This is a genomic window from Gilvimarinus gilvus (assembly GCF_030518155.1).
GTDB classification, from domain to species: Bacteria; Pseudomonadota; Gammaproteobacteria; order Pseudomonadales; family Cellvibrionaceae; genus Gilvimarinus; species Gilvimarinus gilvus.
On sequence record NZ_JAULRU010000577.1, the window covers coordinates 43,348 to 64,693 of the forward strand.

14 protein-coding genes are annotated in these 21,346 nt (G+C 51.0%); 7 read left to right on the forward strand and 7 right to left on the reverse strand.

Annotation, left to right across the window (positions count from 1 at the left end; genetic code table 11):
* Positions 1–44 precede the first annotated feature (44 nt).
* Both cysE and QWI17_RS12980 read left to right on the forward strand, forming a co-directional pair.
* Positions 45–845 carry a serine O-acetyltransferase gene (cysE, locus tag QWI17_RS12975; protein WP_302722939.1) on the forward strand — a complete coding sequence of 267 codons (801 nt, stop codon included), beginning with the start codon at positions 45–47 and terminating at the stop codon, positions 843–845.
* A gap of 125 nt (positions 846–970) precedes the next feature.
* The gene (locus QWI17_RS12980; protein WP_302722940.1) at positions 971–1,792 is read left to right on the forward strand and encodes a 3-keto-disaccharide hydrolase; all 822 of its coding nucleotides are present in this window, start codon (positions 971–973) and stop codon (positions 1,790–1,792) included.
* Positions 1,793–1,986: 194 nt separating this feature from the next.
* Here the strand turns inward: QWI17_RS12980 and QWI17_RS12985 are convergent, their stop codons facing one another.
* On the reverse strand, positions 1,987–2,607 hold the full coding sequence (locus QWI17_RS12985; RefSeq protein ID WP_302722941.1) for a TetR/AcrR family transcriptional regulator: 621 nt from the start codon (positions 2,605–2,607) through the stop codon (positions 1,987–1,989).
* Positions 2,608–2,896: 289 nt separating this feature from the next.
* Between QWI17_RS12985 and QWI17_RS12990 the strand changes: the two genes are divergently transcribed.
* Positions 2,897–4,066, forward strand: coding sequence for an efflux RND transporter periplasmic adaptor subunit (locus QWI17_RS12990; RefSeq protein ID WP_302722942.1), 1,170 nt, complete (start codon positions 2,897–2,899; stop codon positions 4,064–4,066).
* Between the two features lie 31 nt (positions 4,067–4,097).
* A complete protein-coding gene (locus QWI17_RS12995) occupies positions 4,098–7,298 on the forward strand; it encodes an efflux RND transporter permease subunit (RefSeq protein ID WP_302722943.1) in 3,201 nt (1,066 codons plus the stop codon).
* A gap of 269 nt (positions 7,299–7,567) precedes the next feature.
* Here QWI17_RS12995 and QWI17_RS13000 read toward each other — a convergent pair whose 3' ends face one another.
* Positions 7,568–8,155 carry an HD domain-containing protein gene (locus QWI17_RS13000; RefSeq protein WP_302722944.1) on the reverse strand — a complete coding sequence of 196 codons (588 nt, stop codon included), beginning with the start codon at positions 8,153–8,155 and terminating at the stop codon, positions 7,568–7,570.
* A 396-nt stretch (positions 8,156–8,551) separates the two neighbouring features.
* The gene (locus QWI17_RS13005) at positions 8,552–12,004 is read right to left on the reverse strand and encodes a HEAT repeat domain-containing protein (protein WP_302722945.1); all 3,453 of its coding nucleotides are present in this window, start codon (positions 12,002–12,004) and stop codon (positions 8,552–8,554) included.
* Between the two features lie 320 nt (positions 12,005–12,324).
* On the opposite strand from QWI17_RS13005, the gene QWI17_RS13010 reads away from it, so the two are divergent.
* Both QWI17_RS13010 and QWI17_RS13015 read left to right on the forward strand, forming a co-directional pair.
* Positions 12,325–12,678 (forward strand): hypothetical protein, encoded by a 354-nt coding sequence (locus tag QWI17_RS13010; RefSeq protein ID WP_302722946.1) that lies wholly within the window; start codon positions 12,325–12,327, stop codon positions 12,676–12,678.
* A gap of 45 nt (positions 12,679–12,723) precedes the next feature.
* Positions 12,724–13,629 (forward strand): transporter substrate-binding domain-containing protein, encoded by a 906-nt coding sequence (locus QWI17_RS13015; protein ID WP_302722947.1) that lies wholly within the window; start codon positions 12,724–12,726, stop codon positions 13,627–13,629.
* A gap of 4 nt (positions 13,630–13,633) precedes the next feature.
* Here the strand turns inward: QWI17_RS13015 and QWI17_RS13020 are convergent, their stop codons facing one another.
* The 3 genes from QWI17_RS13020 to QWI17_RS13030 all read right to left on the reverse strand — a co-directional run bounded on the left by QWI17_RS13020 (position 13,634) and on the right by QWI17_RS13030 (position 17,386).
* Positions 13,634–14,584 carry a sugar phosphate isomerase/epimerase family protein gene (locus QWI17_RS13020; protein ID WP_302722948.1) on the reverse strand — a complete coding sequence of 317 codons (951 nt, stop codon included), beginning with the start codon at positions 14,582–14,584 and terminating at the stop codon, positions 13,634–13,636.
* A 196-nt stretch (positions 14,585–14,780) separates the two neighbouring features.
* Entirely contained in the window at positions 14,781–15,425 is a 645-nt protein-coding gene (locus tag QWI17_RS13025; RefSeq protein WP_302722949.1) for a sterol desaturase family protein, read from the reverse strand.
* A gap of 287 nt (positions 15,426–15,712) precedes the next feature.
* Positions 15,713–17,386 carry a tetratricopeptide repeat protein gene (locus QWI17_RS13030; RefSeq protein ID WP_302722950.1) on the reverse strand — a complete coding sequence of 558 codons (1,674 nt, stop codon included), beginning with the start codon at positions 17,384–17,386 and terminating at the stop codon, positions 15,713–15,715.
* Between the two features lie 282 nt (positions 17,387–17,668).
* Between QWI17_RS13030 and QWI17_RS13035 the strand changes: the two genes are divergently transcribed.
* Entirely contained in the window at positions 17,669–19,531 is a 1,863-nt protein-coding gene (locus QWI17_RS13035) for a winged helix-turn-helix domain-containing protein (protein WP_302722951.1), read from the forward strand.
* An 87-nt stretch (positions 19,532–19,618) separates the two neighbouring features.
* Here the strand turns inward: QWI17_RS13035 and QWI17_RS13040 are convergent, their stop codons facing one another.
* On the reverse strand, positions 19,619–21,172 hold the full coding sequence (locus QWI17_RS13040; protein ID WP_302722952.1) for a hypothetical protein: 1,554 nt from the start codon (positions 21,170–21,172) through the stop codon (positions 19,619–19,621).
* Between the last annotated feature and the right edge of the window lie 174 nt (positions 21,173–21,346).

Sequence of the window (21,346 nt, forward strand, 5' to 3'; positions counted from 1 at the left end):
CGCACAACCCTAATAATGGGACTGTAGCCAACCAAGGAGTCACCATGACCACCAAAACGGCAGCCGCCAGTGCCGACCCTGTCTGGGAAGAAATTCGAGAACGCGCCTACGAGCAGGCAGCGCAAGAGCCCATGCTGGCCAGCTTTTTATATTCCACCATTCTCAATCACGATTCGCTGGAAGATGCCCTCAGCTTTCATTTAGCCAACAAACTGGAAAGTCAGGCTCTGCCCGCCATATCCATGCGCGAGGTGATCGATCAGGCATTGGCTGAAGACGCCGACATTGGTGCCGCAGTTCGAGCTGATATACAGGCCATTAATGAGCGCGACTCGGCTTGCTGCTCTCTGACGACACCGTTTTTGTTTTTTAAAGGCTTCCACGCCTTGCAGGCCTACCGGGTTGCACATTGGCTCTGGAAGAATAAACGCCACGCGATGGCGCTGTTTCTGCAAAATCGTATTTCTATGGTGTTTTCAGTGGATATCCACCCTGCCGCCCGTATTGGAAGAGGCATTATGCTCGACCACGGTACGGGTATCGTTATTGGTGAAACCGCCGTAGTTGAAGACGATGTCTCCATTATGCAGGCCGTCACGTTAGGCGGTACCGGCAAAGAAAGTGGCGATCGCCACCCCAAGGTGCGCAGCGGTGTACTGATCAGTGCCGGGGCCAAAATTCTCGGTAATATCGAAATTGGCCACTGCGCCAAAGTGGGAGCCGGTAGCGTAGTTTTAAAATCTGTGCCTGCGCGCACCACTGTCGCGGGTGTACCCGCTCAGGTCGTTGGATCGGCCGATTGCAGTCACCCATCCAGAGCGATGAATCACACCATCGGCGGCTAAGCCCGCCGATGGTATTAGCATTTCTTTATCTTGACGCCCCTGCCTAAGTTCCAGCGCCTGAGGTATAGTATTTCACGCATATTTAATACCTCAATTCACCAATAAAAACTAAAAGAGAGCCTACTATGTCACCACTCAAAACCTGCCTAAGCGCCGCCCTATTGTGCGCGCTGGTACCTAGTACCCTTGCGGACAGCGCTGGCGAAAAAGAATGGATCAACCTATTCAATGGCAAAGACCTGAACGATTGGGCAATTAAAATCAGACACTCCAAACTGGGAGAAAACACCCACAATACTTTTCGTGTGGAAGATGGTCTGCTAAAAGTTCGCTACGACCAGTATCCATCGTTTGACCACGAGTTTGGCCATATTTTCTACACCCCGCAGGACTTCAGCTATTACCGTATTGAGTTGCAGTATCGGTTTGTCGGGCAACAGGTCGCCAACGGGCCCGCTTGGGCCAACCGCAACAACGGTATTATGTATCACGCCCAAGCGCCCGAAACCATGGGCCTGGACCAGGACTTTCCTCTGAGTATGGAGTACCAATTGCTGGGCGGTCTGAACGAAGGTGAGCGCTCTACCGCCAACCTGTGCACCCCAGGCACCCATGTGGTGATGGGTAATGTACTGCGCAAAGATCACTGCATTAATTCCAGCAGCGCAACCTATAACGGCGACGACTGGGTGAATATTAGCCTAGAGGTGCACGGGCGCGAACTTGCCGTTCACACAGTTGAGGGGGCAGAGGTAATGCGCTACCGAGATTTACAAAAAGATGATGGCAGCGCGTTGGAGCGAGGCTATATTGCCCTGCAAGCGGAGTCAGCGCCGATTGATTTTAAAGTAGTGCGTCTGCTTAATTTAGAGGGTTGCATGGACCCAGAGGCCAACAACTATAAAAGCTATTTAGTGAAACACGACAGCAAAGCCTGTCAGTACTAAAAGCCGGCAAGAGCGCGCCTCAGATTTGAGGCGCCGCGATATCCACAGGGCGTCATCACACCATCTATTTTCTTTTCAGGCGAAGCAACACCAAACAAAGTCGGCAAACTTAACAGCTATGACGCGAACCTTCTCTGAATGAGACGGAAGGCATTTTTTATAATCGCGGCTGTTAGCTTTTTGTTTTTATCGATTTACTTTGGTGAACTGGAAGGCCAATACTCACGTTTTAACCCCAGCAGTCGATAGACACCCTCCGGCAAATCTGCCCGCACCTGATCGAGGTTGCGGTGCACCTTGCCGAAAATCAAAACACCTTGAATGTACTGATGCATATAGCGGGCGGCCTGATCCTGGTCCACACCGTCCTCCAGATACCCCTCGCCGGCCAGCGCGCGAACCAACGATAAATTGTACCGAATCGACGCATTCGACATATCGCGTAACGCTTGCTGAATTCGGTCATCGTTGTTGCCACACTGGGAGCCTGCGCTAAAGAACGCGCATCCCGGGATATCGTTATTTTCTTCATCGAGCTTCGACTGCAAGATAAACGACAAGACACTTTCCAATTGCTCGAGAGGTGACTGTGAAGGCGAGTACAACTCGTCGAAATGCTGCTTAACATTGTTCCAATAAAATTCAGTCGCCTCACAAAACAACTGCGCTTTGGACTCAAAGTGGTGATAAAAGCCACCTTTGGTCACGCCGGCCTGTTTGCATATTTCATTGACACCAACACTGCTGTAATTGCTCTGCCATATCAAATCCAAGGCGGTAGACAACAGACGCTCGCGGGTTTCAACTGCACTCATGGAACTTGCTCTCTTAGCACCGGCCAGTCACAACATACCGGTTGGTTTGTAAAATATCCTACAAAAGATACATGCGCTATCTGGCCAACACTACCCCGACCAACTGGTGCAAACAAGGGTCGATTCCGCTGACACTCTGCCATATCTGAGTCTTTACACGGTTATTTGTTCCCGGCAAACACAAAATGAATCTCAAATTGTCACTTTTATCCTATTGACTAACATACCGACCGGTATGTATTCTAGCACAATTCACCGTAACAGCATGCCAATCAGCAAGGAAATCACCATGCTCAGCCTTCTATCCAAGCCAGCGCGTCAGCTGACTGTCGCTTTTGCCATTACCGCCGCCACTGTCACCGGCCTGACCTTCTATCAGGGAGGCGCCCGCGCTCAGACCGAGGCAGGCACTCCACCGCCACCGACGGTGATGGTGACCCAGCTAGAGCAGCAGCAGATTCGCACCTGGGCCAGCTTTTCTGGCCGCTTGGCGCCGGTTGCCAGTGCCCAGATCAAACCTTTGGTTGGAGGCACTATTCAACAAGTTAACTTTCACGACGGACAACAAGTCGAGCGGGGCCAGGCGCTGTTTTTGATTGACCCTCGCCCTCATCAGGCCGCACTCGCTCGCGCTGAGGCCCAATTGACCGCTGCGCAATCGCGTCTTGCATTGGCACGCCATGAGCTGGAGCGGGCTCGTCAGTTACTAACCGACAAACTAATTTCTCAGAGTCTGTTCGACGCCGCACGCAACGAAGCGCAAATCGCTGAGGCCGCTGTAGCAGAAGCGCAAGCGTCCTCATTACAGGCTGAATTAAATCTGGAATACGCCCACATCAGCGCCCCCGTCAGTGGCCGCATCAGCCGCGCCGAATTGACCGTTGGCAATGTGGTAGAAGCTGGCCCTAATGCCCCCATTCTGGCCAGTATTGTCGCCAATGACAGGTTATACGCAGAATTCGATGTTGACGAACAAACCTTTATTCATTTTGTCCGCGCCACTGAGGACCCGCAAACAATGCCTGTCGAGCTAACGCTTGCCAGCGATAAGAGTGTTATCTACGAAGGTAAGCTGCACGCGTTTGATAACCGCCTAAACACCGAAACTGGCACCATTCGCGCCCGTGCCATCTTCGAAAATATTGACGGCGCCCTAACCACCGGTATGTTCGCCGAAGTTCGTTTAGGGGCACCGCAACTGAGTCAGGCGCTCATTGTTCCTGAGCGCGCGATTGGCACCAATCAGAACAAAAAGTTTGTGTTGGTGGTCGATGCGGACAACACAGCGCGTTACCGCGAAGTGAATCTGGGTAAGCAGTGGCGCGGGCAACGCATTATTGACGGCGGCCTTAATGCAGGCGATCGCGTCATTGTCGGCGGTCTGTCTCATGTGCGCCCCGACACTCCGGTCACACCGCAACCGGCAGCTCCGGCCAACAGTGTCGCCGCCTCTCTTTAATTGACTCCAGTCCTACTGATACGGAAAAGCCATGAACATTTCCAAATTTTTTGTAGACCGCCCTATTTTTGCGGGCGTTCTCTCGTTGATGATTTTTATCGCGGGTTTCCTGGCTCTGTTTGAACTGCCAGTAACCGAGTATCCTGAAGTGTCACCGCCCTCAGTGGTGGTCAGCGCCTCATACCCGGGCGCCAATCCAAGAGTTATTGCTGAAACCGTCGCGACACCGCTAGAGGAACAAATGAGTGGTGTCGAAAATATGCTGTACATGCACTCGCAGGCCACCGCAGACGGACGTTTAGCCTTAACCGTTACGTTTGCAATTGGCACCGATCCTGACCTTGCCCAGCAGCTGGTACAAAATAGAGTGTCGCGCGCTTTGCCACGCCTGCCGGAAGTGACCCGACAACTGGGGGTCACCGTTGTTAAGAGCTCACCCGACCTTACCTTGGTTGTGCATTTGCTATCACCTGACAACCGCTATGATGATTTGTACCTTCGCAACTATGCGCACATGAACATCAAGGATGAACTGGCAAAAGTGCCCGGGGTAGGCATGGTTAATATGTGGGGCTCCGGAGATTACGCCATGCGCGTTTGGCTCAACCCCGATAAAATTGCCGAGCGCGGTTTGAGCGCGCGCAATATTGTGAACGCTATACGCGAGCAAAACGTGCAAGTGGCGGCCGGTATTATTGGTGGCGCCCCGATCAGTGAAGCGATTGAAGTACAGCGCCCAATTAATGCCAAAGGGCGACTGCAGTCTCCGCAAGAGTTCAGCGATATAATCATTCGAGCCGGCAGCAACGGCGAAATCACCCGCTTAAGCGATGTCGCCAGAGTTGAGCTTGCCTCCTCCGCGTATAACCTCAACTCCATGCTGGACAACAAATCCGCCGTAGCCATAGGTTTGTTTCAAAGTCCCGGCGCCAACGCCATTGAGATTTCCAACAACACTCGCGCAAAAATGGCCGAGCTGAAAAGTATGTTTCCTGACGGCGTAGATTACGAAGTGGTTTACGACCCGACAGTATTTGTCAAAGGCTCTATTGAGGCAGTGGTTAAAACGTTACTGGAAGCTTTGCTGTTGGTGGTCATTGTCGTGGTGGTATTTTTACAAACCTGGCGCGCTTCGATCATACCACTACTCGCCGTACCTGTTTCTATTGTGGGTACCTTTGCATTAATGCATGTGTTTGGTTTTTCCATCAATACCCTATCACTGTTTGGCTTAGTGCTGTCCATAGGGATTGTGGTGGATGACGCCATTGTAGTTGTGGAAAATGTTGAAAGGAATATCGAGGAAGGATTAACCCCGCTTGCCGCGACCTACAAAGCCATGCGAGAAGTAAGCGGTCCTATTATTGCCATCTCTCTAACGCTGGTGGCAGTGTTTGTCCCCATTGCTTTTGTCAGTGGCTTAACGGGTCAATTCTACAAACAATTTGCATTGACGATTGCCATTTCCACCGTAATCTCGGCCATTAACTCGCTGACATTGAGCCCCGCGCTTGCAGCGCTGCTGCTAAAAGACCATCGCGCACCGAAAGATTGGCTAACCCGCGTTATGGACAAGATTTTTGGTCGGTTTTTTAGTGGATTTAATAGAGTTTTTAATAAAAGTGCAGGCAGCTACTCCACCAGCGTTGGCAAGTTATTAGGTCGTAAAACAATAACAGTAGCCGTATACGCTGTGCTGCTTGCCGTTACCGGTATCGGCTTATCGTCTTTACCCAAGGGTTTTGTCCCGGCCCAGGATAAACAATACCTGATTGCCTTTGCACAACTGCCCGACGGTGCCACTTTGGGTCGCACCCAAAGCGTCATCAGGGAAATGGGGGAAATAGCACTGGCCGAACCCGGTGTTGCCAATGCGGTGCAATTTCCGGGTCTTTCCGTTAACGGTTTTACCAACAGTGCCAGCGCGGGCATTGTATTTGTACCTCTGGATCCGTTCGATGATCGCACCAGCGGCGATTTGTCCGCTGGGGCAATAGCACAAAAATTGCAAATGAAGTTCGCCGCTATTGAAGAGGCGTTTATTGCCATCTTTCCGCCGCCACCGGTGCGAGGTCTCGGTACCACAGGCGGTTTCAAGTTACAAATTGAGGATCGCGCAGACTTAGGCTACGAAGCGCTGGCCGACGTGGTAAACCAAGTCACAATGAAAGCCTGGCAACGCCCCGAGCTGGCCAGCGTGTACTCTAACTACAAAATTAACGTGCCTCAGCTATATGCCGATCTGGATCGAACCAAGGCCAAACAACTCGGGCTAAACATTGACGAAATTTTCGACACCATGCAAATATATTTAGGGTCACTATACGTCAATGACTTCAACCAATTTGGTCGAACCTATCAGGTGATTGCCCAGGCCGATGCTCGCTTTCGAGCCACAACCGAAGATGCGCTGAAATTAAAAGTTCGCAATCAAAACGGTCAAATGGTTCCGCTAGGTAGTGTCGTGCAAATGCAGGAAAGCTACGGACCGGAAAGTGCCAGTCACTATAACGGCTACCTCGCAGCCGACTTAAATGGTGATGCTGCTCCGGGCTACTCCAGCGGCGAAGCGCAAGATGCCATCAGTGAGATTCTGGCCGAAACGCTGCCACCCGGAATGGCCTTTGAGTGGACCGACCTCACTTTTCAACAGGTGCTGTCCGGTAACACGGCCATTTATATTTTTCCGCTGTGTTTATTATTGGTCTACTTAGTGTTGGCTGCACAATATGAGTCACTCGCTCTGCCGCTTGCAGTGATTGCCATTGTGCCCTTATCGGTGCTCGCCGCGGTGACCGGCATATGGATTACAGGAGGCGACAACAATATTTTCACCCAGATTAGCCTGTTCGTGCTTGCAGGGCTCGCCAGCAAAAATGCCATCTTAATTGTGGAGTTTGCGCGGGACCTGGAGCGCCAGGGCATGCCGACCTATCAGGCGGCCATCAATGCATCAAGGTTGCGTCTGCGCCCCATATTGATGACATCGTTCGCCTTTATTATGGGGGTTGTGCCCTTAGTGCTGTCTACCGGCGCCGGCGCTGAAATGCGCAATGTTATGGGTATCGCCGTATTCTCAGGCATGCTGGGAGTGACCTTTTTTGGCTTGATTTTTACCCCGATTTTTTACGTGTTGGTGCGTAAGCTTGAACGACCAGAAAAGTACCTGTTGCCCGAATACAGCACGATCGCACGCACATCGAGTACCACGAAACAGCCAAGCGAGGTATAGCGAATTAGGAAATTTTCCTTCACAGCCATATCCGCCGCGATGCTGCTTACTAGCTGCGCGAATTATCGCGCAGTTAGCGCAAAGTGAAACGCAGCTACTTATTGCTCTGGTCGCGATTTATAAAAGCCTGGCAGGTGGCTTGAGCTCGCCCCAAGACTCCCAGATGGCCTCTCTGGCGCTGGCCCCATAATACCTGGTTTTTCACCTAAGGTTTGACCAGGCAACAGAAAACACTGGCCAAACCTGAAGTGACGTGCCACTGTTTAATATCAGTCTTCACGTAGCCAGCCTAGTGCCAGTGCCCGCGAAATTTCGCGCATCATCCAATCGTGTATGTCAGGGAAGTCTGCCTCGATAAAAGCCAATACGGACTTGACTTGCGCCGCCGTAATACCATGCTCTCGCCAGGGGTAACCTTGATGCTGGAGGTTAAGTAAAAACGGCAGCAATCGATCGGCGACTTTAAGCAATTTTGCCTCCCGCGAGCTCCCCTCTTCCTGCTCTCGCCAAAGAGCGTCAAGTTCGCACGGTAATGCCGGAAATTCACTTGCCAGGCGAGTGATGCAGCTCGCCTCCTTGTCTGCAGCTTGTGCACGGCTGGCTGAATAGAGAAAAGTATCACCGCCGTCGATTTCACCAAGATCGTGCAACAAAGCCATTTGCAATAATTTGGTCATATTAACGGCAATGTCGAATTGCTCTGCAATCACCCAACAGGCCATCGCCAGGTGCCAGCTGTGTTCAGCAGAGTTCTCTCTGCGGCGCTCGCCTTGGACGGTATAGGTTTGTCGCTCAACACCCCGCAACTTTTCAATTTCCAATAACGCTTGGGTAATTTGCTCTACTTTGTGACTCATAACTGATTTCGGCTCCAACTGAGTGCGAGGCATCATCCATTGCCAGCTAAGCAAAAAGAGTAGGACTCTTTTTCAAAGACATGCATTCGATCGCAGCCAACGCGTTTAAGTAATCACGGCACAAATACTGCTGTCAGTATAGAACCTTAACTGCTCACTTTGTTATGGAATTGATACCGGCCTGTGCCAATAAGGAATCCCCATGGGGCGAACCCACCCTCAGGTCAGAGCATTCTTGCCAACCATTCGATCCGGACTGTCTGCACTGCGAGAACGCGGCGCCATTACCCGCGCCTATCAACAAGCAGACTTTTTAACTCACAAACCGAAGGCTGGCCAGTGTTGCCCGCCACAAAAAAGCCGCCCGAAGGCGGCTTCTAACTGACCATACTGCAATTAATGCGACACGGCCTTTTCCTGTCCGCGCTGCCAGTGCAAATATTCCACTAGGTCGCGCAGTTGACCTTTGTCCAATAGCAATCCCATAGGCGGCATACCCGATGGCGAGTAACTTTGCTCGGCAATATCGGCACGAGCAATTTCCCGCGATTGCCCATCATTGGTTTTAACCGTAATCGTGGTTTCGCTTTCGGCCTCGAACAGACCGTCAACACTGGAGCCATCTTGCAAAGTTACGGTAGTACGGCCATAACCTGGCGCAATACGTGCGCCCGGCGCCACCATGGATTCCAGCAGCTGTTCACGAGTAAGTTTGCTGCCAATGTCAGTCAACTCTGGCCCCACCTTGCTGCCGCGCGGACCAATAATATGGCAACGAACACACTGCGCCGTCGAGTTGTAACTGAATATACCAAAGCCATTGCTTGCATCCCCACCTTCCAAAGCTTCAGCATACTTGGCTATTGGGTCACTCTGGTCTTTAGCCGCTTCATACTCAGCCAGCAACTGGGTTAGCTCTGGTTGAGCCGCCGCTTCAGCTGCATTAACTAACTCCAACTTAACCGCGGGAACAATATCCCCTGCCTTTAGCTTGTTAAGCTCAGCGGCCAACACCTGATAAGCCTCGGGCGCTTTAATATTGGACAAAGATTTATAAGCCGCCTGCTTTTCCCCAACCGTGCCTTCAGCCAATAGTATTGTATGCATATCGACTTTCGTATCAATTGCTATGTCGAGATCTGGCACAATTGCTAAGGCCGCCATACGAACATCCTGCGCCTTATCGTTGAGCGCACCATAAACAACGGCTTGCATGTCTTCGTAGCCAATTTTATGCAAGTTATTCAATGCACCGAGTCGCACTTCAGCCGCTACGTCGTCCTGCACAACCGCCACCAATCGCTCACTGGCATCGGCAAAGCGCAGATTGCCTAGCGCATTTACCGCCGCGACCCGAACTTCTGCAGAATCATCGTTGAGCAAAGCGACATAGATATCGCCCAGTGCAGACCGGGCAACATTGCTATCACCGGTGCGCTCGCCACGATACCGACCACTGACACGATCAAACACTGATGGCGACTCCCAGAACGTCAATGCACTCAACGCTTCTGCGCGCAGCGCTGCCGGCGCTGATACGTCGCTGGCGTACTGTGCCAAACGCTCTGCTTCAGCTTGCCCTGCGACAAAAGCATTGGCGTTGATAACGCGACGGATTAGCTCTTCATTTTGGAAGGGGGTTGCTCCTAACAATTCAGCCAAGGCGGGTAACGCCGCTTGAACAAAAAGATCATCGTTAATGGCGCGCGCCGCATTGGTCACGACAAATTGACTCGAGTCCTCAAGGAAACGGGCCAGCTCGGGGCTAGCCAGACGACGCAAAGCAACAACCGCCGCCACCCGTAGCGCCTCGGATTCATGATCAGCCAAGTTCGCCAACGCTGATTCATTCCCAATACGGGCCAAGGCTATAGCACCGGCCTGACGCAGGTAGACATCTTCATCATTGTTGGCCAACAGCATATCAATAATTGGGGCTGTCGCCTTGTCATTGGCGATACGCCCCAAGGCCTCAGTCGCGAAGAAACGCACGCGCGCATTGGCATGCTGAAGATTGCCAACTAAAGCATCGATTGCCTCGGAATATTTCGCATCGCCAATAGTGCGGGCAGCCTGCGCTCGAATTTCGGGATCATCAGCTTCGAGTATTGCCAATAACGGCTTAGCTGCTGCGCTGTCTTTACGGGCAAATTGACCAATCCCCCAGATGGCGTGAATACGAACCATCTGATCTTCACTTGCCAAAGCGCCGGCAAGCGCAGATTGCTCGCCGCGATTAACCAACTCAAACTGAGCACGTGAGCGTACACGCATATCGACGTGCCCCATTAATCCGACCAGCTCAGGGACGGACTTTTGCGTTAGATCAGCTTGTAATAGCGCCTTGGTTTCATCACGCTGCACCTGATTGCTGCCATCGGCGTCAATTTTCCAAATGCGCCCTTTGCCATTGCGTCCCCAACCTTCAATCCAGTCACTAGTGTACAGTGCGCCATCCGGACCGATATCGAGACCAGTGCTTTGCACACCGCGCATAAATTTCTCGTCGGTATTTAACTCAAAGCTCGCGCCATTTGGTTTCAGTGTGAATGCATTAATTCCAGAACGCGGACCGCTACCGGTATACTCAACAACGAAGAAATGATCCTTCCAGCGCTCCGACAAACCAGTACCTGGGTGATAAACCATACCAGTCGGCCCGGCGTGATAAGGCGCAACAGGCGGCAGAATATGAGCTGCTTGATTATCAAAGCGCGGCTTGTAGAACTCTTCGTCCATCCATACCTTGTAATCATTGTTCTTGGGGTCGGTATACTTACCAAACTGCCAGTTGATTCGCCAACCGCTATCGGAGCCATCCACTAAATACACCAAACGCTCGTACTCGCCCGGGTGGTCCCCGTCGTTATCTACGGTAATAAGGTTGCCGTACTTATCGAATACAAACTCATGGGTGTTGCGTACACCGTGGGCAAATATTTCAAAGTTACTGCCATCGAGCTCACTGCGCACCACGACACCGCGATTGGGATACTCATACTGGTTACCATCGTTATCGGTGATATTGGCGCCTATGTCGCCAATCCCGTAGTAGATTCGACCGTCAGGCCCCAGGGTGACACCGGACATACCATGACCACTAAAACCGATGTGTACGCCAAACCCATCGGACAGCTGCTGCTTATCATCCGCGACACCATCACCATTGCTGTCTTTGACCCGCCAGGCATGAGGTGCAACACCGAGAAATAACTCGTCAATTTCGTTGTGGTAATAGATACCACCCAATACGTCGGTGACCTCGCTGTTGAAATCTTCCAAAAAAGTCTCAGCTTTATTCGCCGTACCGTTACCCGTCGTATCAGAAATTTTAAGTACTTCTTCTTTGACAACGGCCAGATCTTGCCAGTCATGCACGCCGTCTTTGTTGCGATCGGGCACATCCTCTTTCGTTAAGTTTTTATCAGCGCCAAAATAGTCTTTTAAGAAGGCACGACGGTCTTCTACCGAGGTCATTGCCTGCGAAGGGGTTAGCCAGTGCGGATAGGGACGAATATCAAACTCGGAATTGTTACTGCGGTGGGTAATCGCAACCCAAGCATTTCCGTCATAATCCATACTTAAGGCAACGGGGTCAGCCAACAGTTTTTCGGAAGCCCATATCTGCATATTGATACCATCTGCCAGCTCCAAGCTGGTTTGGCTGGTAATGCGCTTGGCTTGTTTGGCTGCCTCGCTGTCAGACACTTGCTTCACTTTGGGGGCAAGAGTTGCCTCTGCAGGGCTTGCCGGCTGCTGATTGGCCACCTTTTGATCGGCGGACTCTTCCTGCTTAGCACAAGCCGTTAAGGCTATGCACATAGCTAAAGTTGAAACGCGGAAACTCAAAGTCGCGCTCTTGGTAAAATTCATCATAGGCTTCACAATTATCGTTATATGTACGAGAGGGTCGCAGTTTACAGTCAATATTAAGATGTCAAAGTCAGCGAAGTATAAATCAGGCGTTAACACGCGCAAGTAAAGTAGTGTTTTTAAGCCTTAAGCAGTCATTGCACTAATTTGGGCATGCCTGGCGGGCACGCGACCTAAAATATAGCACCTCTAGCCAACAATGGGGCAAATTGACGTTTTAAATGGCTCCACGTGTTGGCGGATTTCTTGCACGCAAGGTAGGCTCAAATCAACCTATCTGCTGCCTGAGGGTCCGTATGCAATACAGCAAGCCCATGATAGACATTATTTTAGAGCTGCGCCGTCGAGTTCCCTCCAACCTTAAACCCGGGATCAAACTTGCCAACCCTGACGTATTGAACGAGCTCATCGCCCACTACCCAGCCTCGAGCGATAACGTCTCGCGAGCACTGATCAAGGAACTGCTCATGATGGCGGGCGATGATTGGCTCATCCGACTGGAAAAACCAGTGCAATCAGAGGGGCCAAAGCCGCAAGTCAAGGTATACCGCGGTCAGGTAAGATTAGAAGAGGCCAAACCTGCCCCCAACCCCACTGCACAAAGCCCGAAGAAGACACGTGTCTACCGAGGCCAAGTCATCAACTACTGATTAGGGCTACAATTGGCTATGTAACTCACTCCTGGATTATGACTGGTGCCAATATTTTCGTCACGTCGCCAAAGGTTGTTAACAGCATGGGCACTCGCGATTGCGATGTGTTTGCTGGCGCTGCCGCTATACGCCGCACCTTTGCGGGTAACCGCAACTCCCGACATATTGGATGATTATGAAGTGTTTATGGACGGACGCCGGGTTGAAGATGTGAATTATTATGGCGGCGCCGGCGCCAGACGCGATGTTATTGAGTTGCTGCTGCTGCAAAAAGCGCTAAAACTCGGAGGGTTTGAGAAGGAGCTTACTTTTATCCCCGAGCAAAATTACCGGCGCACACTCTATCGTGTGGCCGCGGGCGAGCTGATCAGCTCAGGTGCACTGGTTTGGCTGGAAGATACTCGCCCCATAGCAGAGGATGTCAGGGTGAGTTCGGCTGTCGTTCGCAATGGCAATTTCAAAGTTGGCTTATATACGTCAGCCGACAACAAAACGGCTTTGGCCACCACTTTCGCCAACCTCAACCGTTTGAGCGCGGTCAGCAATGCCAACTGGAAGACAGATATCAATACACTCGAAATACTGGGTTTTGAGCGGATTTATTTAGCCAACAGCTGGATATCAATGGTGAAAATGCTGGCTGCACAGCGCGCGGATGTCACACTCGCGCCCTTTCAGCCCGGCGATTCTATGGCAATCCGTCAACAGGAAGGCGTTTTGATTCCTATACCCGGAATTAAAATAGCCTTGAAAGGAAGCCGGCACTGGGTTGTGAGTCGAAATCACCCCGATGCAAATGCTTATTTTCAAGCTTTGCAAACAGGAATTCGGCACTTACAGCAAAGCGGGACCATCGCGCGTGCATACCGCGAAAGCGGTTTTTATCACCCTCAAGTCAAGCAATGGCGAACCCTTAATGCCCCCGCCATTACACCTACTGCGCCTTAGAAGCTCAGGCGAGCTCCTTACGCACCCTTTCAAGCAGGTGTTTGGTCGCACGAATACCATCTTCGGCCGACATATCGTGACCTTCGTACTCAATCCCCACATGGCCCGTGTAACCCGCCGCTTTCACCAGCTTGAATATCCGATGGAAATCAATATCGGGCTCATTGCCATTTTTATCGAAACGAAACGCCTTGGCGCTAACAGCACCTGCATAGGGCATTAGATCCGCCACGCCCTGGTAAATATCGTACTGTTTGACACAGGGGGAATCCCACAGGTCGCCTGAAGCACGCTGATAACAAAAGTTACCAAAATCTGGCATCGACCCACAAAATGGCGAGTCAACTTCTTTTAGTACCGCTGCCAGCATCGCCCCGTGTGATGAATAACCACCATGATTTTCCACCAGAATTTTAATATTGCGGTCTGCGCCATACTCGCCGAGCTCAGCCATACTCTCGACCGACGTTCGATGCCAGTCCTCAGCACTGCCGGAACCATGCAAATTCACCCGAATACTGTGACAACCTAGCTGCGCCGCGGCATCAACCCACTTATGATGATTGAGAACCGCCTGCTTACGGCGTTTCTCATCGGCGACCGAAAGGTCTCCTTCGCCGTCGATCATAATCAATAAGCTTTCTACATCGTGATCTAGAGCGCGCTGTTTAAGCTCATTCAAAAAAGCTGTATCTTTGGCTTTATCCATGAAAAATTGATTGACGTACTCAACAGCACCTATATCAAAGCTGGTTCGCGCCACTGCGGGAAAATCCAACGGGCTTAACGATTTATCGAAAAAGGATTTATTGAGAGACCACTGCGCCAAAGAGATATCAAAGAAATAAGGCTTGTCGGGCGCCGCAAGCACAGGCACTGCGTTGCTCGCGAGCACGGAGCCCGCCAACAGAGATCCCAATCCAGCCAAGCACTGACGACGCGAATACTCGGACATACAATTACCTCACTATTATAGTTTTGCCTATCTTAGTGAAAAGCCGCAACAGATGGAACGCCTTGGTACATATCTTTACCCCAACCACCTTGTGTCACAGCAGCGCTAACGGAGGTCAAGCGCTGGTTTTGCGCTGCCAGCGAGGGCATGTAGGGGGATTCTTGCCCCTACATTTTCCGCCTCATGCGCTCGCACCCTACAATGATCGCAGGCTCTTATTGGAGAAAAATGGCAAAGCCAGTTGCTTCCATAGGGGCAGTGACCTACCCGTACCATTCCCTACATTGTCAACATCCGCTTGACCACAATACGTGCCGAATACCCGGTCCCAGATTATTAAGACGCAACCAAAGTTCTTGTTACTCTCTGCGTAATTGAGAGAGTGATGCACTTGATGCAGTTGCGCGGTGGTAAACACCCACCCAAAAACACCCGAGGTTAAGGGCATATTGCAGTGATTTAAATGGACAATAGCTATTTTAAAAGCAATGGTTACAGCAATGACATCACCACTCGCCCCAAAAAACGCCAAAGCAATTGCCCCCCCTAAGTTTAGCCCCAAGAACTCTAATGGATGGGTACGATCCGTTCTCGCAACACTCATTTTCGTTATATGGTGATGGGTGGCGTGTATTCGCCACAAAAATATAAATCGATGCTGGAGCCGATGCGACCAGTAACCGATAAATTCCATGGCCAAGGTGGCAAGAAAGGCCATGAACAACAGACCGCCAATAGAGTTAGCCTGAAAAGACCAGGTAAAGCCGACACTGTCCCGCAGTGCCTGAAATACACTGGAAATATGAGGGTCGTAGAACGCCAAATACAATGGTATCCACACGAGCAATGTCCCAAACACCCAGAAGGAATCCACCCCCATATCTTTCCAATTAACCCACCAATCCCTGCGCCGTGGAGCGATCCTCTCCAATGCTAGTAATATCGGGTAAGACAGCCATGTAATAAAACTTACCACGAGCCACGGATCCACCCAGTGATAAACGCAAGCGGTAGCCGTCAATATGGCACAACCGATGGAAATTAGGGGGGCCGGCAAGGACCACAGGAAATACCGAAGCTTTTGGCGGCTTATGGGATTTACTTGTTCGTGCACTGTACAAGTAGACATCACAGAATCCTCGACTGACGAATTGTAATGTCGGCCCATTGCCAACTCGCATCGAACTTTGCCTTGACCTGTGCGGCTTCTTTCTCTGCTCCCTGTTTTTGCAACGCTTGATACAGGCCCAATAAAGACCAGCCATTATTCGGGAATGTTTGCAGGTCTTGTCTATAAACCGCTGCAGCTCGCTGATAATCGCCGGCATCTATTAGAACGGCCCCCAGCGATTGGCGTACCGGGTAGTGCCAATCGGAGGGTTCGTCATAGTTCAGAGCGTCCTCCATCGCAATAGCGGCCTCGAACATTTCAATTGATCGTGCGTAATGCCCTGCCTTACCCTCAATTTCGCCCTCGAGGACGAGCGCCGCAATACTGACAATACTTTGGGCATCGTTAATATCCCATACCGTAACGTCTTTGAGGTCGTCATCGGCGGCGAGTGTTTGCAGTACCGATAGTTCCAGACGGGCGCGATCGAGCTGATTGCTCGCGACAAACGCGACTCCGCGAGCGTAATGCCAGATACCCAGCGGGTACTTCAAATCGAGATTAGGCTTTTGCGCGGCGAATATCTTTTGCCACTGGCCAAAACGTACATAGGCATAAAGGGGCGTGACCCAGTAATGCTGCAGCGTACCCAGCCCTGGCTCCAGCATTAGCTCCGTATCAATATGGCTCGCCATGTGTTCGGCCGCCGAAATCGCTTTGGCGCTGCTACCCTGCATTGTCGCCATGGCCCACAGGAAATGCCGGTTATGGGGCACGTACGCAACCGGGTAAACCCCTTGAGCCTTGCACTGAGCGATGTAGTTATCATCTACTTGCATTGCCTTTTCATTGGCAATAACGCCATCTTGGTAACGGCCAACGCGTAAATATATGTGCGATGGCATGTGCACCAAATGTCCTGCCCCCGGCACCAGATCTCGCAATGTGTCTGCGTAAGCTTCCGCAGCCTCAGGACTCTTGGAAGCCTCAACCGCGTGAATATAATAGTGAATAAGCCCCGCATGTCTGGGATGTTCACTCAACCCCTGTGTGAGAATCTCTAAGATTTGGGGCGTCCACTCCTTTGGCCTGCCGTCACTGTGCCAGTAATCCCACGCATGTATCACCATCAATGATTCAGCCAGCAGTGTCATCACGTTAGGATCGCTAGGGTATTTTGTCGCAACCTTCAACATAGCATCTGCATATGCGGCGTCTAGCGTTTGGCGATCGGCCATTGTTTCGTCACTCGAGTATCGCGACGCGAGTGCCATTATCAGATCTCGCTCTTTTGCGGATGCGTACTCTAGCCGCTCCATTGCAGACTCAATGGCAGCAAGTGCGGGCGCGACCGAATCAGCCTCCATTGCTCCATTGATATTGGGGCCAAGTACGAGCGCTTGCCCCCAATAGGCCATTGGCAAGTTTGGCTCAAGCTCTGCAACTTGCCGAAAGGATCGACCGGCCTCTAAATGGTTGAAGCCATAAGTTAATGCCACGGCCTGATTGAAGTAAGCCTGCGCCATGGGCTGCTCTGTATCTATCGCGAACTCATGCTGCCCCATACCTTCGAGCAACGGAGCTATTTGCCCTGCAAATAATGAAGGTGCTTTGTCTAGTGCACTAACACTTGCAGGCCAATGCAAGCTGGCAATTGTGAAAATAACAGTGGCGAACCTTAGAAATTTCATCCCTTTTCCCCTAAATTTGAGGCCGCCTTATCAGCCGCGACCGTATAGAACAGACCATTAGGCTCGAACAGCTAACGCTGCAGCGCCGAGCTCAAGGCTCCTTGCAAGCGTCGAATACCCTCCCAAACCATAGGGGAACCCCACACACATAACATAATGAAACACTAACGATTCGCTAATAATCAGCTCTACGCGTGTAACGATGGTATAAAGGTGGAAACAATGGCGTTAAACTCGAGCGAGATGGAACAGAGGCTGCGGCTATAATGTATGGAGCGGATCATGATCGTGCGATACAACAATATTGAGATCGACCTGGAACAATTCCGCATTACCAACGCCGGCCAGGAAGTCACCGTTGAGCCCAAGGTTTTCGATACTATTGCGTATCTAGTCAAGAACCAAAGCCGCATGGTGACGCGAGATGAGCTTTTTGAAACTGTGTGGGAGGGGCGCCAAGTCTCGGATGCCACCCTGAGCAACCACATTAAAAACGCACGCAAAGCGCTAGACGACGACGGAGAGCGACAACAGGTCATTAAAACCGTCAGAGGGCGTGGGTATCAGTTCATCGCGCAATTATCGGGAGTTCAAGAAGAGGATAAACAGGAAGTAGCACCTTCCTCGGAACCCCTGACTACAGCACACACCAGGCCGCTTAGAATACTCGCCTTTATCGCGACAGCGCTGCTCGTTGGTAGCATTACCTTTTGGCAGTGGCCGAGCCCGCAAAAATCTGAAAAACCCTACATCATCGTTTTGCCGTTTTCGGTTTCGAGCAACAACAGTGAGACTTGGGCACCATTTGCCGACCAGATCACTCGTGAACTCATACAGCACTTGCGTAAGATTGCGGGGACTCGCGTAGTGCCCCCACCCTCAGCGTTTACATTTAAAGACAACAAGACGCGCGGCTTTATTCGAAACCAGTTGCCTGAAGTCAATTATGTTCTGGATGGTGTTGTCAGCGAAGCGAGTACCGGGGGAATACGCATTAGCGTAGAGCTTGAGAATCTATTAACGGGCAGCCTAGTATGGGATAAAGATTTTGATATCAACGTTAGCGATGCCAATGTCTTTACCGTTCAATCGAGCATTGCCGAGTCGGTGTCAGACGCACTAAAAGTCAGCATACTGTCTAAAGTGCAACGTCAACTGGCACAAGCGCCTACGACAAGCATTGAGGCGTATGAGTTATACATCAATGGCCAATACCAATTTTCGCTCCTGAGTCACGAATCGGTACAGCAAGCGATTGAACTGTTTGACCAAGCCATAGCACTAGACCCCCTATTTGAAGAAGCTTTGGTGGCCCGCTCCAACGCCTACCGAATACTAATGAATGTCTTCGAAATACCTAAAGATGTATTGCCAAAAGTAATTTCGGCAAGCATCGATGTCCTGGATGTAAACCCCCAGTCGGCCTACGCACGCTCATCTCTCGGTGTAGCCTACGTACATGCCTGGCTATGGAACGATGCATGGAAAATGCTAAGCGAAGCAAGAAAAAGAGACCCTGATTTAGCCCTGACAGAGCTGGGGTTCAGTTTGTACTATTCCGCGATTGGTGATTTCAGCGCTCTGCACAAATCGGTACAACGAGCCAGCGAGCTAGACCCGCTCAATCCTGAAATCGCCGAATGGGGAATGTGGGCGTTAATGATGGCTAACGAGCTGGAAGCAGCCAGCGACTGGGGAAAGAAGATGTACGCACTGCACCCCAAAAACCCCTATATGGTTTTGAGCTTAGCCGTCAATGAAACCATGAAGGGCAATTACGAGGCTGGCATCAAATGGGCCGAGCAAGGTGTTAACATGAGCAACCGCATACCTTTCTCGCTGATTATACTGGCTCAAGCATATGCAGCGGCGGGCACCACGGCACAAATACCGGCACTTATTGCAGAAGCTGAGGCGGCAAATGAATACATGTGCCCTTATGAAACCGCCGTTATCTACTCCCTGTTAGGGCAACCCGACATTGCCTTTGGGTTACTCAACGAAGCCGTAGCATATCGATCAAATTGTTTAATGTTCACACGCCATGATCCACGCTTACAGCCGTTAAGAAATGACCCTAGGTATGACCACTTATTAGAGCGCTTGAATCTTACCGATGAAGATATTCTCTCTTACTCTAAGTAGGTAGAGACAGTAACAACGGCAGAATTCAGGGCTATACTTCAGCACCAGGCGGCCGCAAGCCCCAAGCTTGCGGCATTGCCTGCTCAGCTAGGGCAATTGGAACTGCACCAGTGGCGGTGTTTCCTGAGCATCTTCATGATCACCTATTAGATACAGCATGTTATTCTCAATAAAAAGATCGCTGGGCTCTTCTACCGCCTCAGAGGCAACCGAGTACACCTCTTCGATTTCTCCAGACGTGGATAACTTCAGCACCTGACGATACTGCTCAGACAAGACATAGACACTACCTTGGTAATAACTAACCCCCACAACATCGTACATTGAAACAGGCAAGTCAACTTCTTGGTTGCTAAATACAGGTGTTCTCGATAGGGGAATGAATCCGTCATCAACGATAATAAGCTCGCTCGTTTGATCGCTTGCCTCGTGATTAACAAAATAGAATTGGTTCTGCTCGGTATCGCCCCCCATGCCGGCAAAACGAAGTATTTCATTGTCTTGCCCTACAATGTTCATTTGGTATTCAGCCACTTTGGGATGCTCTGGCAGCGACATTGACAACTGCGCTACGTAGCCCTCATCGTTTAAAACAAATATGGCCTCATCGGTTCCGCTGATAGCTTCTGTACAGCCCTGGTTGCAAAGTGTGTGTTCATACACCACTTCGATGCGAGCTAAGACATCGAATGAGGCATCCAGTTTAAACACCTCGGATTGATCTGTAAGTACATACCAGAAACCCTCCTGAGAACGCCAAAGTCCCGATGGCTGACGAATAACATCGGGTAAAGTCATTCGGTCAACTTCGTTAAGGGTCACCGTTGCAGGTAAAGGCGGCTCATCGCGCTGCTGCTTATCCGCCAGAACAATCAAATTATTGTCAGACGAGTCAATGCTGACCACGACTCGCCCATCGGGCAAAATATCGAGGTCGCTTACAGGCAGGCCCGCGAGCTCTGGAACTAACCAGCTGTAAAGCCTATTCATACTATCGAGGGTGTCAAACATATGCACCCTAACGGCTTGATTGTCAGCCTCCATAAGGTACAAGTGCCCCTCAAAGAAAGCCACTCCCGCCAGTTCTCCACTCACAGACAGCTCGTAATCTGTATATTCCGCTGGGTTACTAACAGAAAACTGAATGAGCCGGGCACGATTGCGTGCATAAACCCACCCTTGCTGGTTAATCGCAAGCTCGGTTAACTGGTCCCCCGCCGCAAACGACCAGGTTTGGCTGCCGTTGGTTTCATTGAGCGTTAAGTTTTGGTTGCCCTCGACAGACCAAGTACCCGCGTCCGTCATCACCATATCAACCGTACCAGGGAAGTACTCGGCAAAACGTGTATAGGGCAGCGACTCCTCGGCGGCATCCACTTCGCCCACCGCCCCGGACTCACTCAAAACGTACAGGCTTGGAAAGTCCACGCTGACACTTTTGGGGTAACGAATACTCAAGGTTTCGTCAGAGAATCCAATGTAATTGGCCAACGGAAAATCTTCCTGTAACACCCCTTCAGTCTCAATGGGCAAGTCGATAGTGGCTGGCGTGGCATTTCCCGTTGTACTCGAGTCACTGCCACAAGCGCACAGCGTGACGAATACGGCGATTAGATACGTTAGTAACAATACTGTTTTCATATGACACTCCCGGTCAATATTAAAGAGTGCCCATCGAAACATGAATCTCAGTAACCGGTAGCTTTGTTGGTATAAGGTGACGAAATTCTGTACGAAAGGTAAACTTCAGCCACTACTGTTTGTACAAGTGGTAGTAGGAAGCTGAGCTCGAATCAGCGGAAATTGCTGGCGTCC